The 16,560-nt window shown below is 40.0% G+C and carries 11 protein-coding genes and 2 pseudogenes; 7 read left to right on the top strand and 6 right to left on the bottom strand.

What is annotated here, in order from left to right; genetic code table 11:
• Positions 1-203 precede the first annotated feature (203 nt).
• Entirely contained in the window at positions 204-1,070 is an 867-nt protein-coding gene (locus AB1A03_RS03480; RefSeq protein ID WP_354623181.1) for a DMT family transporter, read from the top strand.
• 92 nt (positions 1,071-1,162) lie between these two features.
• Here the strand turns inward: AB1A03_RS03480 and glgC are convergent, their stop codons facing one another.
• On the bottom strand, positions 1,163-2,434 hold the full coding sequence (glgC, locus tag AB1A03_RS03475; protein ID WP_354623180.1) for a glucose-1-phosphate adenylyltransferase: 1,272 nt from the start codon (positions 2,432-2,434) through the stop codon (positions 1,163-1,165).
• A 703-nt stretch (positions 2,435-3,137) separates the two neighbouring features.
• On the opposite strand from glgC, the gene AB1A03_RS03470 reads away from it, so the two are divergent.
• Genes AB1A03_RS03470 through AB1A03_RS03450 form a run of 5 tightly spaced genes read left to right on the top strand, consistent with a single transcriptional unit; the run spans position 3,138 to position 5,392 of the window.
• Positions 3,138-3,596 (top strand): methylglyoxal synthase, encoded by a 459-nt coding sequence (locus tag AB1A03_RS03470; protein ID WP_354623179.1) that lies wholly within the window; start codon positions 3,138-3,140, stop codon positions 3,594-3,596.
• 23 nt (positions 3,597-3,619) lie between these two features.
• Positions 3,620-3,865 (top strand): MOSC N-terminal beta barrel domain-containing protein, encoded by a 246-nt coding sequence (locus AB1A03_RS03465; protein ID WP_354623178.1) that lies wholly within the window; start codon positions 3,620-3,622, stop codon positions 3,863-3,865.
• A gap of 13 nt (positions 3,866-3,878) precedes the next feature.
• Positions 3,879-4,553, top strand: coding sequence for an MOSC domain-containing protein (locus AB1A03_RS03460; RefSeq protein ID WP_354623177.1), 675 nt, complete (start codon positions 3,879-3,881; stop codon positions 4,551-4,553).
• On the top strand, positions 4,549-4,722 hold the full coding sequence (locus tag AB1A03_RS03455; RefSeq protein WP_354623473.1) for a 2Fe-2S iron-sulfur cluster-binding protein: 174 nt from the start codon (positions 4,549-4,551) through the stop codon (positions 4,720-4,722). Before AB1A03_RS03460 ends, AB1A03_RS03455 begins: the two co-directional genes overlap by 5 nt.
• A gap of 10 nt (positions 4,723-4,732) precedes the next feature.
• A complete protein-coding gene (locus tag AB1A03_RS03450) occupies positions 4,733-5,392 on the top strand; it encodes a hypothetical protein (RefSeq protein WP_354623176.1) in 660 nt (219 codons plus the stop codon).
• On the opposite strand, the pseudogene AB1A03_RS03445 reads toward AB1A03_RS03450, so the two are convergent.
• The 4 genes and pseudogenes from AB1A03_RS03445 to metA all read right to left on the bottom strand — a co-directional run bounded on the left by AB1A03_RS03445 (position 5,386) and on the right by metA (position 14,569).
• Positions 5,386-6,809 (bottom strand): annotated as a pseudogene (locus tag AB1A03_RS03445) (DEAD/DEAH box helicase). The gene AB1A03_RS03450 and the pseudogene AB1A03_RS03445 overlap by 7 nt on opposite strands.
• Before the next feature lie 437 nt (positions 6,810-7,246).
• Positions 7,247-8,629, bottom strand: a complete 1,383-nt coding sequence (locus AB1A03_RS03440) for an SWIM zinc finger family protein (RefSeq protein ID WP_354623175.1) — start codon at positions 8,627-8,629, stop codon at positions 7,247-7,249.
• Positions 8,630-8,824: 195 nt separating this feature from the next.
• Positions 8,825-12,508 carry a methionine synthase gene (metH, locus tag AB1A03_RS03435; RefSeq protein WP_354623174.1) on the bottom strand — a complete coding sequence of 1,228 codons (3,684 nt, stop codon included), beginning with the start codon at positions 12,506-12,508 and terminating at the stop codon, positions 8,825-8,827.
• Between the two features lie 1,138 nt (positions 12,509-13,646).
• Positions 13,647-14,569, bottom strand: a pseudogene (metA, locus tag AB1A03_RS03430) (homoserine O-succinyltransferase MetA).
• 133 nt (positions 14,570-14,702) lie between these two features.
• Here metA and AB1A03_RS03425 point away from each other — a divergent pair.
• On the top strand, positions 14,703-15,188 hold the full coding sequence (locus tag AB1A03_RS03425; protein WP_354623173.1) for a GNAT family N-acetyltransferase: 486 nt from the start codon (positions 14,703-14,705) through the stop codon (positions 15,186-15,188).
• A gap of 2 nt (positions 15,189-15,190) precedes the next feature.
• On the opposite strand, the gene AB1A03_RS03420 is transcribed toward AB1A03_RS03425, so the two are convergent.
• Positions 15,191-16,534, bottom strand: coding sequence for an MATE family efflux transporter (locus AB1A03_RS03420; protein ID WP_354623172.1), 1,344 nt, complete (start codon positions 16,532-16,534; stop codon positions 15,191-15,193).
• Positions 16,535-16,560: the final 26 nt, after the last annotated feature.

Here is a 16,560-nt window from a genome sequence, read left to right as displayed (position 1 = left end):
CTTTGTGAATATCAACGATAATATTTGTTGCTAGCCAGTAACAAAAATACAGCCATAGCTACAACGCCTCTCATTTTTTCTGCTTATTTATTGATAATATTGGCTTGTTTTTATGCGCCATTAGTATATTGTGCCTGCAACTCACTAAAGGACTATCTACAAAGTTAATAAGGATCAGACTTCCCCATCCTATAGGTCTATCAATGAACTCTAATCGACAAGCTGAACTGATTTTAGTTGCCACCACTTTACTCGCAGCGGCTGGCTGGGTATTTTCTAAACAAGCTATTCAAGGTTTACCCCCCTTTGGCTTTATTGGCATGCGTTTTTTGTTAGCATCACTCTGTTTACTCCCATTTTGTATTAAAGCATTAAAAGAAGCCTCCTGGTCAGATTGTTTTAAAGCAATGCGAGTTGGCGTTCTTCTGGGAGGAGCTATTTTCTGCTGGATATATGCTATCTCCATTAGTGATACACTAGGAGAAGGCGCTTTTATCATGAGCTTATCCATGCTCTTGGTTCCATTACTCGCTTGGCCTCTTTTTGGCACTAAACCTGCCCGCCTCTTTTGGATATCACTACCCATCGCTATTATCGGCTTATTTTTACTCTCTTGGAATGGCCAATGGGTGGTCTCTCGCAGTCAATTTTGGTACTTAATCTCCGCCTTTGGGTTAGCCCTGCATTTCAACTTTAATAGTAAGTACTCTTCGAAATTACCTCCCATGTTACTAACGACCTTACAGTTATTTGTCGGTGGCATATTGGGCATATTATTATCGTTATTGTTTGAAACGATACCCACGCAGGTGAGCCTGATTACGTGGCAATGGTTCGCGCTGAGTGTATTACTTGCAACCAGTTTACGTTATTTAATGCAAACCGTTGGGCAAAAGCATGCAACACCAGCCAATGCGGCTATTCTGATGTTACTTGAACCCATTTGGACTTTATTATTAAGTGTGCTGATTTATGAAGAATCAATGCCGATTAACAAGGTGCTAGGATGTGCTTTACTTTTTTTCGCACTGCTTTTTTATCGCCTAGGGAATCGTTTAAAAAGCAACTAATAAAAAAAAATCAGGGTAAACAGAGTTACCCTGATTCTATTTCAACTGTTCACAACCCACAAAAATGAATGGGGTTAATGGCTAACTTGATATTATTGTGTTTTTTTCGTTAATGCTTTTAACATATGGCGAGTAACCAACGTAATACCTTTATCCGTAACACGGAAACCATTCGCTATATCTTGCTCTCTATCGTAACCGATAGTCAATCCGGCAGGGATCTTACAGTTACTATCAACGATAACGCGTTTTAATTTACAATACTCGCCCACATCGCTGCCATGCAAGATCACCGACTCTTCAATGACACTATGAGAGTGCGTATGAACACTTGAATATAACAATGATTTACGCACCGTTGAACCAGAGATAATACAACCACCTGATACCGTTGAGTCAACCGCCATACCACGACGTTCGTCATTATCAAAGATAAATTTTGCCGGTGGTAACTGCTGTTGATAGGTCCAAATAGGCCAAGATGTATCGTATAAATCAAGCTGAGGGGCTGGTGCAACTAGCTCCATATTAGCTTCCCAAAAGGAATCTAGTGTACCCACATCACGCCAATAAGGCTGGTTATCACTGTCGGGATCTTTAAATGCATAAGCAAAAATATTATTGTGTTTAATAATAGACGGAATAATATCATGTCCAAAATCACGCGTGGAATCGTCATTTTCACGATCTTTCAATAGATGGTCGAATAAAAAGTCTGTATTAAATAGATAATTACCCATTGAAGCTAGACACTGACCCGGCTTATTCGGTATGTCATTCGGATTAGCAGGCTTTTCATCAAAGGCAACTATTCGCCCTTCATCATTAACGGTCATTACACCGAAACTACCCGCCGCCTCTTGTGTTGGCACTTCAAGACAGCACACTGTCATATCGGCATTATTGGCAACATGTTGAGCAATCAGAGGGCCATAATCCATTCGGTAAACATGGTCACCGGATAAAATCAAAATATACTTAGGGCGCTCAGTCAGAATGATATCCATATTTTGATAAACGGCGTCGGCAGTACCCATATACCAATCATCACCATAACGTTGTGACGCAGGCAATATCTCCACAAATTCAGATAAATTTGCTTTGAAACTTCCCCAACCACAATTAATGTGTCGGATTAAAGAGTGTGACTTATATTGTGTGGCGACACCAACACGGTTAATACCAGAGTTGATACAGTTTGATAACGGGAAATCGATGATACGGAACTTACCACCAAAATAGACGGCAGGTTTGGCACGCTCATCTGTTAATTCAAACAATCGACTACCACGACCACCAGCGAGAATTAATGCGTAAGTATCTTTAGTAAGGTGACTAATATGTCTATCAGTATTGTTCGTCATAAAACAGATCCTAATGGTTGAGGATGAATGGTCCTAATTTATAAAAAATTCATCAGTTTATTGGTATAGATATTAAGTATTAGCAAATACTATCGGTTCCATTAAATTCTGTAATTCGTTCCTAAATTCCAACTACAATTAGTAAGGATAATATTTGAGCACCGACTAGGATAACAGAGAAGTAATCGCTTCCAATTAATAACTGTAAACTAATTGATCTATAACTTCTTCACTATCTTAGCTCGTAAATAAGCTCACTTAAGGCGTTGGAGACACGACAGTATTCATTTTAATGATACGTAATACTAAAGTACCACTTGATTATATGATCTAGAATCAATCGATTACCAGCACTATATGTAAACATTTCCACTAACTTAAATAAGCTCTACATAGCTCACATTTTGCACGTTATCTGATCTTATATTGTTGCAAATCGACTTAATTCGTAGTACGCATTAAGTCGATTTACAACAATACAACCCCAATAAAAGTAAAATAAAAATCTATTGAAGAGCAACAACCTGCATATTTTACGCTGTTTTTTTGTACGACTTTATCGAGATTAGCACAAACCTTCTCTACCTCCTCATCGACCTTTAGCTGTTAACTGACTTTTTTAGTAAAAAAATCTAAAAATAGATTTGAGATTTAATGGCAAATACCAGATGATATGTCACTTGAGAACCCTAAAGGAATAACAATGGAATACACAACACGCGAACTTGCCAAGCATAAAAATGTTGCCTTGGTTGCACATGATAATATGAAGACACAACTTTTAGCATGGTCAGGCAGACGAATTGATATACTAAAATCACACCACCTCTATGCAACTGGCACAACAGGTAGCCTATTGTCTAAAGAGCTAGGTTTACCCATTAAATGCCTATTTTCCGGGCCAATGGGGGGAGACCAACAACTTGGCGCGAAAATAGCAGAAGGTGAAATTGATTTGTTAATTTTCTTCTGGGATCCAATGAATGCAGTCCCACATGACCCTGATGTGAAAGCCCTACTCCGTTTAGCAACGGTCTGGAATATTCCTGTTGCGACAAATATATCGACCGCGGACTTTATCCTAGATTCAATACATATGAACAACAGTTACCAAACGCGCATTCCAGACTATAAAGGCTACTTAGCAGAACGAACTCAATAACTCATTGATCAAAGGAATAAAGCTTGCAGACTCTCACTGACATCTATATTTATCCAATTAAATCGGTAAAAGCGATCAGTCAACCTGCAGCAGAGGTTGAAGAGTCTGGACTTTGCTTTGATCGTCGCTATATGCTAGTCGATCTGCAAGGCCAATTTATCACTGGACGTACCCACCCTCAGCTCACACAAATAACCATACAATTTACTCGACAATCATTGCTGGTCTCGGCAGCAAACATGGAAAACTTCAGTCATCACCCCCGATGACTTTGATGACAAAATGCAACGAGCTCAAATTTGGTCCGATCATGTCCAGGCGCAACATTGTAATGTTCGTTACGATCAATGGTTTTCTGAATATTTACAACAACCTTGCCAATTACTGTTCTTTTCGGAGCAGACCAGACGATTAGTAAAAAACCGTGAAACCTCTGTCTCTTTTGCCGATGGTTATCCACTATTACTGGTCAACCAAGCCTCCGTTGAGCAACTCAATGCTCGTTTACAAAAACCAGTTACAGCATTACATTTTCGTCCTAATATTGTTGTGAAAGGGGATTTCCCCTTTGTTGAAGATAGTTGGGCTCGTATTAAAATCGGCGAGGTAGAATTTGAGGTTAGTAAACCCTGCTCACGCTGCCCCTTTACCAATGTTGACCCTAAAACCGGTCACTCAGCGGACAATGAACCATTGGCGACATTATCCACATTTCGCTACCACCAAGGCGATATCGACTTCGGTCAAAACCTTATTCCTTTGAATAGCGGTATGATTCGCGCAGGCGATGAAGTAAAAGTATTAGCCACGCAGGCCGCTCCTTTCTATAGCTCCTTAAAGGATAATGCTGTTAATAACAAAAAAGAGCTCAATATTCATTTTCAAGGCTCCGATTTTGTTGCCCATGGTGATAATCAGCAACTACTATTAGAATCAGGCAGAGCAGGCGGGAATTAATATTCCCCACTCATGTCGAGGCGGAAAATGCGGACGCTGCAAGGTACAATTACTTGCAGGAGAGGTAACAACGCTTAATCAAGAGGGGTTAACGGACACAGAGATAGAGCAAGGCTATGTATTAGCTTGCAGTACTATTCCGTTATCAGACATTAGTATTAACCGCTGAGAAGATGATAATGACAACAGATGACCATGCAACCATACCCGAAAATGATACGGATAAATTGATAGCCTTATTAGGTATCACCAATAATATAAACGAAGCTGGATATATTCTTCCCGATGGTCGTTTGTTACACCTAGATCGTAGCAACTGCTTTAAACGTAAAAATCACCTTGATGTATTAAAACTGTTACCCGATTTTATTGGCCAAGAGCACTCCATAATCGATACCGATATGATAGCTTTTATGGCTAAAGAGCAATTAGTTCGCTTTTGTATTGATGGTAAAATCCACACAGCCTGTAAACCAACTTCACAACAATTACGCAAAATCTATAGTGTTTTAGCTTATCGCTCCAATCCCTTTGAAATAATTCTCTCTAACGCTGCGGGAATGACCTTGGCTCAGCATAAAGTCTCTGGCTCCAGTATGAAGGCACTGGTCGATATTTTTGATACCTACACTAAGAAAAACGATCATCTCTATATTGATGATGAGTTTTGTGTCGAGCAAGACGACAAATATTATCAATTGATTTTTCGTCCGACCATGAAATGCATCGGCAAAATGAACAAAAATAGCAGCATGATAAAAATGGATCCTCTCTATAAAGAGGTCACGCCGCTATTTTTAAAGCTGATTAAGCAAGACAAACTAGAAGACGCTCAATAACGCTCAAATAGTTTCAATAGGGCATCGCTATTGTCAGGGATAAGTTTATCTTCTTTATCAAGACCATAAATACTATCAGCGAGTTTTTGCTTATGTGCTTGTAGAGCCAAAACCCGCTCTTCTACGGTATGCTCACAAATCAACTTATAAACAAAAACGGGTTTATCTTGGCCGATACGATAAGCCCTATCGGTTGCTTGATTTTCAACAGCAGGGTTCCACCAAGGATCATAGTGAATAACAGTATCTGCGGCCGTTAGATTCAGCCCCACCCCCCCGCTTTTAAGGAGATAAGAAAGATAGGTACTTCACCAGCTTGAAACTTATCAATAATTTCACTGCGATTACGAGTTTGTCCGGTTAATTTAACAAAATCGAGTCCACGCTCTTGCAGTGATTGTTCAATTAACCCTAACATTTGGGCAAATTGTGAGAAAATCAAAATCCGGCGACCCTCTTCAACCATCTCGGGAACAATTTCCATCAAGAAGTCTAATTTAGCGGAACTCTTAATCCCTTGAGCATGTTCAAGCTTCACTAAGCGCGGGTCACAACAAGCTTGGCGTAACTTTAATAAAGCATCTAAAAACTCAATACGACTGCGTGCCATACCTTTCTCTTTCAGCAGATCCCGTACTTTAGCTTCCATGGTAATACGGATGCTTTCGTAAAGCGTGCGCTGGTCATTAGGTAAGACAACTTTATGTACTATTTCCGTTTTAGCTGGTAACTCCTTTGCGACTTCATCTTTAGTACGACGCAACAGGAATGGCTGGGTTTTTTGCAATAGCCAATTTTGTATTTGCACATTTCCTTCCCCTTCAATCCCTTTGCGATAAAAGCGATTAAAAGTACTATTTGTCCCGAGAAAACCAGGCATTAGAAAGTCAAATAGAGACCAGAGCTCGCCCAAATGATTTTCCATCGGTGTGCCCGTTAAACACAGTCGCTGCTTGCCGTTAAGCTGTTTGATACTTTTGGTCATTTTTGCCAATGGATTTTTAATCGTTTGCGCTTCATCGAGAATAATATCAGAGAAATGCAATGGCTCTAATTCACTAAAATCGCGCCCGATTAAGGGATAGGTCGTTATCACCAAGTCAAAATCCGAAATGGCAGAAAAATATTGTTTACGATCTGCGCCATGCAAAAGCAACACCTTCAAACTAGGCGTAAATTTGGTCGCCTCATTTAACCAGTTGCCAACCAGTGACGTTGGGCAAATAACCAATGCAGGTTGCTCAAGCTGTTGAATCTGTTTTTTATAGAGCAGATAGGCTAGTGTTTGGATAGTTTTTCCTAGTCCCATATCGTCTGCCAGCACGCCAGAAAAGCCATATTCATTTAAAAATACCAACCAATTTAAACCACTAAGCTGATAATCTCGCAGTGTTGCCTGCAAGCCTTCGGGCAGCACAACCTCTTTGATACCCGTAAAATTGCTCAACTTGTCCGCCAGCGCCTTAACATGCTCACCACCGACCCAACGGTTGATTTCCGGTAGTTGTGCTAGTAAAGCCGCCTGACTCTGTGGAAGATGAATGGTGTCATGATTGACTTCCCCTAGCTCTTGCAAAATAGAGAGAATAGGCTGAATCGATTCTCGTTTGACTCGCAAAGGGCGACCGTTGGCCTGCGCCAAAAGAATATCGTGATCATGTTGTTGCCAATCTTCATTATTACGTAACCACTCTAATAATAGCGGCAATAACTCGATACGTTGACCTTCTATTTCAATTGATACCCCAAGGTCAAACCAATGCCCCTGCTCTTCAACGGCAATATCAATACTGTCAATCTGCTCACTCTCTAATGCCAACTCTGGTGCAATGTCAAAACGCCACCCGAGTACCTCTAGTCGTGCTTTATGGGCGGTGAGTAAAGATAGCCACTGAAACTGCTGAGTTCCCCTAATTCTGGAGGTAAAATGCCAAGCATGGCGGTCGTTGCAGGTTGACTGGAATCGTACATCCGCAGATCCAATAAACACAAATTATCAAACTGCCGCAACGCCTCGGTTTCATAAGCAAGGTCTCTCGATATTGTGACAATTTCATTGTTTAGCATAAACTGGTTACGCGAAGGCTCACTGAGTACATCAGGATCAAGCGTTAAATCACCGTAATGAAATGTTAAACGGGCAATGAATAGTGACTGACCTTTGATCTGTTTATCGCTCAGAGAAAAGACCACCTGTAACTTATCATTAATAGTATGTGTCGGATAAATGATCGGATTTGGAAAAATGGCTTGCGGAAAACGCAACGATACTTTTTCTGTAAAATGCTGACATTGTTTCGCGGCTAAAGGTGGCGTTTGTAAAAGTGATAAAATCCAGTCCCGGTCAAACTCGCTCTCTATTTCACCGACTTCTCCACTATCAGTATCAATAAAATAAGGGGTAGGCGTGGGGATCAGTAACCAATGCAGGCTATCCTGTAATGAAACTTGTAGTTGTTTTAACTCATCATCCTTTTCAAGCCATTGTAATGAAAGTGATTTTTTTACGGCCTTAGTTAAAGGAAGGGAAATATCTTCCCAAAAACAGCGTCCTGTTGCTAATATTTTTTGTAAAGCAAGCTGGTCATGCTCATTAAAAATGGTTGTTTTGGCGAGTTTAGTGACGCGACCTTCTTTCGCCAACAGCAGCTGTAAGATACTAACATCTTCGGCAGTCACCCATTTATAACTCTCCATCCATAATTCATTTTCGGCTACGGCAACGAGATCTTTTTCTGTAAAAACCAGCGCATCTTCACTTTTTAAAAAACGAGCCGCACCATACTCAACCTGCAAATATTGGAATTTATGGTTATAACTATTTTTATTAAAGGAGAGGCGAAAATAGCCTTCGTAGGCACTGGGGTCACTTTTCTTCTGTTTTTTCTGTAATTGTTGCTGCAGCACTTCAAACCAAGTTTGGTAACTATTTTCAATATTATAATTGGGCGTATCTGCTTGGTAGGCCAACAATAGAGCAACAGCATGTTTACAATTCCACCCCACCGGGCAGGTGCAATTACTATGAATAATGAAACCACCTTTGTTAGATGGCTTAATCGATGCGCTGGTTTGGTATGGAGTTTCTGAGCTGCCTTTTACATAACCACTTAATTTATTAGATACTTCATCATACTCACAAGATAACACTCGGCTCTCTTTAAAATAGCGTGTGCCACGGTCAATAATATTACGACCAAAACTTGTAGAAATATCTTGCGCGGTTATCTTGGGCATTTGTCTACTCAACTCTAAAAAATGGATCGTTAATGATAAAGAGGTCAACTCAATAAGGGAAGGATAATTCTAAAATTTGTCGAGAAATGATTAAACAGCAAAGGCGATAAGGGAAATTAACGAAGTAGTATGGGTATAACAACAAAGCTACGCTTACTGTCGATAAGTAAGCGTAGCTAAATCGAAGTTTAATCTTTACGATAAATTAGGACCAAGCCAACGTTCAGCGGTCGCCAAATCCCAACCTTTACGAGTCGCATAATCTTCAAGTTGATCCTGCTGGATTTGTGCAACTGCAAAATATTTACTCTCTGGATGCGAGAATATCCACCCAGATACAGCCGCTCCCGGATACATCGCATAACTGGAGGTTAACTGCATACCGATCTGCTCCTCAACATCAAGCAGATCCCAAATAACCTGCTTTTCACTGTGTTCAGGGCAAGCAGGGTAACCAGGCGCGGGCCTAATTCCCTGGTATTTTTCTCTAATTAAATCATCGTTTTGCAAAGTCTCATCGGCAGCAAAGCCCCAGTACTCTTTGCGCGTTTTTTGATGCAAATACTCGGCAAATGCTTCGGCTAAGCGATCGCAGACCGCTTGTACTAAAATTGCATTGTAATCGTCATGTGCTTCTTTATAACGATTCGCCACCTCTTTTTCACCTATCCCCCCGGTTACGGCAAAGGCTGCAAAGTAATCGGCGATACCCGATGATTTTGGCGCAATATAGTCAGCTAAACAGTGATTAACAAAAGGCGGTTTTTTCTCGTTTTGTTGACGTAATTGATGACTCACCTGTAATATTTCACGACGCGATTCATCACTATATATTTCAATACTGTCACCATTACTATTGGCAGGAAAAATACCAACAATACCACTCGCAGAAATCTCACCTTGTTGTGCAATAGTATCTAACATCGCTAACGCATCGTTAAACAGACGCGTAGCCTCTTCACCAACAACGTCATCCTGTAGAATACGCGGATATTTTCCCGCTAAGCCCCAAGTCATAAAGAAAGGTGTCCAGTCAATATAGTCACGCAGTACCGCGATCGGCATTTTAGTGATCACTTGTACACCAAGTTTATTCGGTACAGGTGGTTGGTAATTTGCCCAATCAATTTTAGCGCTATTGGCACGCGCGCGTTGTAGTGAAATAGGCGCACTACGTGGCCGTTTATTTGCATGCTGCTCGCGTACACGGCGATAATCTTCATCTAATTTGGCAACAAACTCTTCTTTATGTTTCGGCGTTAATAGCTTTTGACATACCCCTACTGCTCGCGAAGCATTCGAAACATAGACAACAGGGTGGTCATAATTTTGCTCTATTTTCACTGCGGTATGGGCTTTGGAAGTTGTTGCACCACCAATGAGTAGAGGTAATGTTAATCCTTGACGTTGCATCTCTTTGGCAACATAAACCATTTCATCAAGAGAAGGAGTGATCAAGCCCGACAATCCAATAATATCGGCATTTTCCGCGATCGCCGTTTTGATTATTTTGTCCGTCGGCACCATCACACCCAAGTCAATGATCTCATAGTTATTACACTGCAAAATAACCCCCACAATATTTTTACCAATATCGTGGACATCGCCTTTGACCGTTGCCATGACTATTTTACCGTTACTCTCTCCAGCCTGTTTAGTCAATTCAATATAGGGATTGAGGTAGGCAACCGCTTGTTTCATTACGCGAGCGGATTTAACAACCTGAGGGAGGAACATTTTACCCGCACCGAATAAATCCCCCACAATATTCATGCCATCCATCAAAGGACCTTCAATAACCTCAATCGGCATAGCAAACGAGAGACGAGCTTCTTCGGTATCTTGTTCGATGAATTCAGTGATCCCTTTGACTAGGGCATGGGCAATACGTTCATTAACAGGGAGTGTACGCCACTCTAACGCCTTGCCATCGTCCACTTTTTCGACACCGGAATCTCGATATTTTTCAGCAATGTCGAGTAGTGCATCGGTAGCATCGGGGCTAGTATTAAGCACCACTGCTTCAACGGCATCTTTTAACTCTTTGGGAATATCATCATAAATTGCTAACTGCTCAGCATTAACGATCCCCATATCCATCCCGTTTTTACAACAGTAGTAAAGGAAGACGGCATGAATAGCCTCACGCACCGGATTATTACCACGGAATGAGAAAGAGACATTCGAAACACCACCGGAAATCATCGCATGGGGCAGGTTATCTTTAATATCCTTAACCGCTTCGATAAAATCAACGGCATAATTATTATGTTCTTCAATCCCAGTCGCTACGGCGAATATATTAGGATCGAAAATAATATCTTCAGGCGGGAAACCAACTTGATTCACCAAAATATCATAGGAGCGCTGACAAATTTCAAATTTACGAGCACGCGTATCGGCCTGCCCCACTTCATCAAAGGCCATGACAATCACAGCAAAACCATAACGACGTATCAATGTTGCCTGTTCGATAAACTTATCAACCCCCTCTTTCATACTAATGGAGTTGACAATTCCTTTACCTTGCACACACTTTAAACCCGCTTCTAATATTTCCCATTTTGACGAATCGACCATAATGGGTACACGAGAAATATCTGGCTCAGAAGCACATAAATTAAGGAAACGCTGCATCGCATACAATGAATCAAGCATCGCTTCATCCATGTTGATATCAATAATATCAGCACCCGCAACCACTTGCTGTAGCGCAACCTCTAACGCTTCATCATAGAGTTCATCTTTGATTAAACGCTTAAAACGTGCCGAACCGGTCACATTGGTCCGTTCACCCACATTTTGAAATAATGAACTCTTTTTAATGGTTAATGCTTCTAAACCACTTAAACGACAAGCAACTTCAATTTCAGGAATTTCGCGAGGCTTGACACCTGCAACCGCATCAGCCATTGCTTTAATATGCGCAGGAGTCGTACCACAACAACCACCGACTAGATTTAAAAAACCACTTTCAGCCCACTCTTTAATATGCTCAGCCATTTCATCAGCTTCTAAATCATATTCACCGAAGGCATTAGGTAAACCTGCATTAGGGTGTGCCGACACGTAGGTTTCTGAGATGCGAGACATTTCTTGCACATACTGGCGCAATTCATCGGGCCCTAAAGCGCAATTCAAGCCAAATGAGAGAGGTTCAATATGACGTAATGAGTTGTAAAAAGCTTCTGTCGTTTGCCCAGAAAGCGTGCGTCCAGAGGCATCGGTAATCGTCCCAGAGATCATTACTGGTAATTTATAACCTATCTTTTCAAAAACACCACTAATCGCAAAAACAGCCGCTTTGGCATTAAGGGTATCAAAAATGGTTTCCACTAACAGCAGATCACACCCCCCCTCAATTAACGCCAGTGTCGATTCAGTATAAGCAACGACTAACTCATCAAAGCTAACATTACGAAAACCGGGGTCATTAACATCGGGAGAGATAGAACAAGTGCGATTTGTAGGCCCAAGTACGCCAGCGACAAAGCGCGGCCGCTCTGGCGTTTCTGCTGTTTTTTGGTCTGCCACTTGGCGAGCGATACGTGCGGCTTCACGATTAATTTCAGCCGAAAGAGATTCCATCTCATAATCAGCCATCGCAATCGTCGTAGCATTAAAGGTGTTTGTTTCCAAAATATCTGCACCGGCATCAAGATATTGTCGGTGAATGTCTGCAATTACATCAGGTTGCGACAAGACGAGAAGATCGTTATTTCCCTTAACATCACAGGGCCAATCAGCAAAGCGTTCACCACGATAATCTTCTTCTGCAAATTTATAATCTTGGATCATGGTGCCCATGCCACCATCAATAAGAAGAATCTGTTTTTGTAATTGCGCTTTTATAAGCGCACTGCGATCACTAATTGACATATATTTCCCTGCAACAACAATAATTGAACAGCATGTTAACATAAAAGCCGTCTGGATTTACGCCATAAAAGTAATAACTAATTGAAATTTTTTGTTATAAATAATGAATAAATTATTAGAAGTAATACAGAGTGGCAGCAACATCAAGCCAAAAACCGAAGAATTAATTGTGGGGAAATACGGTTATATTTATCGAAAGAGATAACGGAGATAATTTACAACATAAAATCAAATGGTTATACCCGCCGGAGTAAATGGCTGATCTATTTTTCTAGTTAAAATAACTTACTTTTTTGTTGTAAGTTTCGTAAAGGGAGCAACCATTTACATCAACTTACGCCTCAAATTAAGCCATTTTTCCTGCGCAAAATTTAGATCACATACTTAATCCAATTGGTATTAACAAAATAGTTCTATGAGTTATTTTCTATCAACATAAAAAAAGCGAACCGCAGGGGCTCGCTTTTAACTTAAAAGAGCATTGTAATGTCATGACTATAAATATTATTTAATATCATCGGACTGACTCTTCCGCCATCCATCAGCTTGCTACTCCATTATCTGTATAAACCTAAAATACAAACAACAACGGCTTATTAAGAAACAGACTTTCAATCAAAAAGAGCTTTAACAACCTAAACAGATAATAAAAAATAAACTTAACATGCCATCGACTATCACGTTGTAAAAGACGGTTAACCTAGGCGCCATTCTGGCAATGAGCTGTTGTTAATCACAAGCTCCTGATTTGATTACCATCTTTAATAAACTGATACGAAGTAATAATATTTAATTCCTCCCTATTTATGAAAAAATCTACAACTAGCGTTCTACTCTTACTTTCCACCTTATCACTGTTATAAAAGCGTCAAAATAAAAGATTTTATCCTATTGCCCTCAGGCCTACGAGCTACCTAACGCAACTCCTGATTGGATAACAATCTCACCAAAAAACGATATGAAGTAATAATAATCCCTCCAAAACTGTTTTAAGATAATCAACAAACTCTCACGCTTGTTGCGCTAAAGGTACTCTTTTTTCCTCTACTCTAACATTGTAAGTGTAGTCTTGATTTTCTCTATTGCTACTATTTCAAGTAACTTTAATTAAAATTTCCAAAGCAAGATCACAATTAATTTAATCGCTATTGTGTTTACCAAAATCGTAAGGGGTCACTTGATAAACACAGTAATTTAACCAGTTGCTATAAAGTAAATTACCATGACTTCTCCAAGTCGCCCGTGGTAATTCATTTTCGTCATCATTAGGGTAATAATTAACGGGTAAATTAGGGTTCAATCCCTCATCCAGATCTCGTAAATATTCATTATTTAAGGTATTGGCATCATATTCTGGATGGCCTGTAATAAACACTTGCTGACATTTTGGACTCGCCGCTAAATAGACACCAGCACCGGGGGCATCAGCAAATATCGTTAAATCAGTATGATCTGAAATATACTCCGAATCAAATTCAGCAACACGTGATAATGGCGCCCAAAACTGGTCGTCAAATCCTCGTACTAAAGGATGGTGATGGTTATAAGTCGTATGTTGATAAATACCAGAAAGCTTTGTTTTACGCGTTACTTTTTCTAAATTATATAAATAGTTAAGTGCAGCTTGTGCCGCCCAACATAAAAACATGGTTGAGGTTACATTATGGCGAGACCATTCAACTATCTCTTTAAATTTATCCCAGTAGTAAACCTCTTCAAAGGGAACGCTACCCAAGGGCGCACCTGTGATAATAAAACCATCCCATTTCTGATTTTTGACTCGCTCAAAATCACTATAAAATTTATTTAAATGCTCTGTCGGTGTATTTCTTGATGCGCGCGCATCGACACGAATAAGCTCGATATTAACCTGTAATGGTGTGTTCAGAGCAAACGCATCAACTGTGTTTCGGTTTCAATTTTCTTTGGCATCAAATTTAAAATCAGCACACGCAATGGACGAATATTCTGGTGACTTGCACGTGATTCAGACATAGTAAAAATATTTTCAGACTTTAAAATGCCCGCCGCCGGCAAATCATCAGGAATACGAATAGGCATATAACCTCCACAGAATAGATGTAATAGTTTTAGACATCTAGAAGTCTAACTCAATATGACCAATACAACAAAGCTTTAAATTTAATGATATTATGAAAAACTATTTAACCTATTTATTAGTAAAGGATTGTCAATGTTTACCACTATGCAAGCTGATTTGAGCAATGCTGACCATGCACAAGCTTATTTAACACTGATGTCTCACTATGCCTCTGATCCTATGGGTGGCGGTGAAGATCTATCTGATTTTGCCAAACAGAATCTGGTTGCTGCACTATTAAAACGGTCTGATATTTTTATTGTTTTAGTCTTTAAGGATAAAACGCCCGCGGCACTATTAACAGCTATCGAAGGATTTTCAACATTTGCCTGCAAACCGCTATTTAATATCCATGATGTCGTAGTGCATAATGATTTTCGCGGTCAAGGGTTAACCTCACTGCTTTTTTCTGAAATAGAGCGCATTGCCCATTCTCGAGATTGCTGCAAAATTACTTTAGAAGTACTAGAAGGAAACGAGATAGCAAAGAAAGCCTATGAAAAACAAGGCTTTTCAGGTTATCAATTAGATCCCGCTTATGGAAGTGCTATTTTTTGGACTAAATCTCTCAACAAATAAATTTAGGTGGGAAGCAAAAGCCTTCCCTGCCTATCAATACGTCTATATATCCACAACAAGCTTACCCCTCGCGATAACATAAAAGCATTCATCGCGATCCAAAGCGCGTGATTACCTTGCCCTGAAAAAAGCAACCAAAAGGGGAAATATACTACGACCAAGGAAAATATCATGCTATTGCGCATCTCTTTAGCGCGTGTCATACCGATGAAGACACCATCAAAAACAAATCCTAACATCGCCGTTATTGGAACAATAATCAACCATGGCAAGTAGTGATTTGCTTCATCTTGCACATGTTTAATGGATGTTATTTGCGCAATAATCCAATCACCATAGCTATAAAAAGCAACAAATTGAATGAGACAAAATAGAAAGGCCCAAAATAAGGTCGCATTGATACTCTGTTTTAATGACGATAAATTACGCTGACCAATACTTTTGCCTATCAATGCCTCTACGGCATAGGCCAAGCCATCCATAGAAAATGAGATGATTAGTAAAAATTGCATTAAAACAGCATTCGCAGAGACAATATCATCACCTAACTTCACCCCTTGCATCGTCATAAAGGCAAAGGTTATCTGCAAACATAGTGTGCGAATAAATATATCCATGTTTAATGTGATAAAGCGTTTTAAGGAGGTGAATTGCATTAATAGATGGTAGGATTTTGTAAGATCTCCCTTTTGGTAGTGCGGTCTAAGTCGCTTAAAAACAAAATAACAACCACACATTAAGGCGATATAATCAGCACTTAATGATGCCCAGGCAACCCCTGCGACTTGCCATTTAAAAACGACAACGAATAAGACACTTAGCAGCATATTAACCAGGTTGGTAACAATCAATAAAAACATGGGGACTTTCGCATTCTGCATGCCTAATAACCACCCCAATAGCACCATATTAACTAATGCCGCAGGCGCACTCCAAACTCGGATATCAAAATATTGGCGCGCATAGCGCAGCACTTGCTCACTGCCATCAACAAAATAAAAAGCAAGTTCAGCAATGGGAAACTGTAATAATAGAATTACCATCGCTAATAGTAATGCGATGGCTATTGATTGCATTAATAAACGTAAAATAAGTGAAAAATCATTTGCCCCATAGGCCTGTGCAACTAAACCTGTCGTCGACATTCGTAAAAATACTAATATCCAAAACAGCAGCGTAACAATCATGGAGCCGACAGCAACCCCCGCCAAATAATATGATTCAGGCAGATGCCCTATAACCATAGTATCCACCAGTCCAAGCAGTGGCACACTAATATTTGAAAGCATCATCGGCAGAGCGATAGCGAATATTTTTTTATGTATCGAAAAATCAAATAAAGACATTTACTTTGTTATTCGTTATGTAAAAA

Source organism: Psychromonas sp. MME2 (assembly GCF_040566515.1).
In the GTDB taxonomy this organism is placed as follows: domain Bacteria; phylum Pseudomonadota; class Gammaproteobacteria; order Enterobacterales; family Psychromonadaceae; genus Psychromonas.
This window is presented reverse-complemented; position numbering and strand designations above follow the sequence as displayed.

What these genes read in the sequence shown, in the direction of transcription:
- AB1A03_RS03420 (WP_354623172.1), bottom strand. Translation starts at nt 16,534, where the DNA reads ATGTCTTTATTTGATTTTTCGATACATAAAAAAATATTCGCTATCGCT.
- AB1A03_RS03440 (WP_354623175.1), bottom strand. Translation starts at nt 8,629, where the DNA reads ATGCCCAAGATAACCGCGCAAGATATTTCTACAAGTTTTGGTCGTAAT.
- glgC (WP_354623180.1), bottom strand. Translation starts at nt 2,434, where the DNA reads ATGACGAACAATACTGATAGACATATTAGTCACCTTACTAAAGATACT.
- AB1A03_RS03425 (WP_354623173.1), top strand. Translation starts at nt 14,703, where the DNA reads ATGTTTACCACTATGCAAGCTGATTTGAGCAATGCTGACCATGCACAA.
- AB1A03_RS03470 (WP_354623179.1), top strand. Translation starts at nt 3,138, where the DNA reads ATGGAATACACAACACGCGAACTTGCCAAGCATAAAAATGTTGCCTTG.
- AB1A03_RS03460 (WP_354623177.1), top strand. Translation starts at nt 3,879, where the DNA reads ATGCAACGAGCTCAAATTTGGTCCGATCATGTCCAGGCGCAACATTGT.
- AB1A03_RS03480 (WP_354623181.1), top strand. Translation starts at nt 204, where the DNA reads ATGAACTCTAATCGACAAGCTGAACTGATTTTAGTTGCCACCACTTTA.
- metH (WP_354623174.1), bottom strand. Translation starts at nt 12,508, where the DNA reads ATGTCAATTAGTGATCGCAGTGCGCTTATAAAAGCGCAATTACAAAAA.
- AB1A03_RS03450 (WP_354623176.1), top strand. Translation starts at nt 4,733, where the DNA reads ATGACAACAGATGACCATGCAACCATACCCGAAAATGATACGGATAAA.